Annotated in this window: 1 protein-coding gene; it reads right to left on the bottom strand. The window is 56.2% G+C overall.

Annotated elements, in window-relative coordinates; all coding sequences use genetic code 11:
* Positions 1-764: IS3 family transposase (locus ACFOZ5_RS13390; RefSeq protein ID WP_379888135.1), on the bottom strand; the 764-nt coding region annotated here is incomplete at both ends.

The following is a 764-nucleotide window of genomic DNA, read 5'->3' on the forward strand; positions in this document are numbered from 1 at the left end:
TGCTCATTGTAGTCCAAACGCCAATTGCTGATCTTCTCCCGCGCGTGTGCAAGATCCCGGAACCAGTGTTCATTCAGACACTCATCCCGGAATTTTCCGTTAAAGCTCTCGACGTAACCATTCTGCATCGGTTTGCCGGGCTGAATCAGCTTCAGTTCAACGTTATGGCGGCAAGCCCATTGATCGAGCGCTCTACCAGTGAATTCTGGCCCCTGATCGGTCCTAACGGCTTTCGGGTAGCCTCGGAAGGCAGCGATACCATCCAGTGTTCGGACGACCTGTTCTCCTGAGATACCCATGGCCACGGGAATATCGAGGCATTCCTTGGTGAAGTCATCCACGATCGTCAGACATTTTATCCTGCGGCCGTTGGCCAATGAATCCATCACAAAGTCCATGGACCACGTATGATTCGGTGCATCTGGCAACACCAGGGGCTGCCGTTCCACCATCACGCCTTTACGGCGCTTGCGTTTGCGGACGGCCAGGCCTGCCTCTCGGTAAAGCCGATAGACCTTCTTGTGATTCACCTCAGCACCCTCACGGCGCAGCAACTGGTGAACACGCCGGTATCCGAACCGACGGCGTTCGAACGCAATGGCTTTGATACGCTCCGTCAGCTCACGCTCTTCTGGGGAACGCTGAGACTGATACCGCATCGTTGCGCGGGATAACCCGACGAGTGAACAGGCTTTGCGCTCGGATATCGCTGTCTCCGACAGCATGGTGCGCACAGCCTCGCGCTTGTTCCCGACGGTCAGTAC

The organism is Marinobacter lacisalsi, from assembly GCF_042651045.1.
GTDB lineage: Bacteria > Pseudomonadota > Gammaproteobacteria > Pseudomonadales > Oleiphilaceae > Marinobacter > Marinobacter lacisalsi.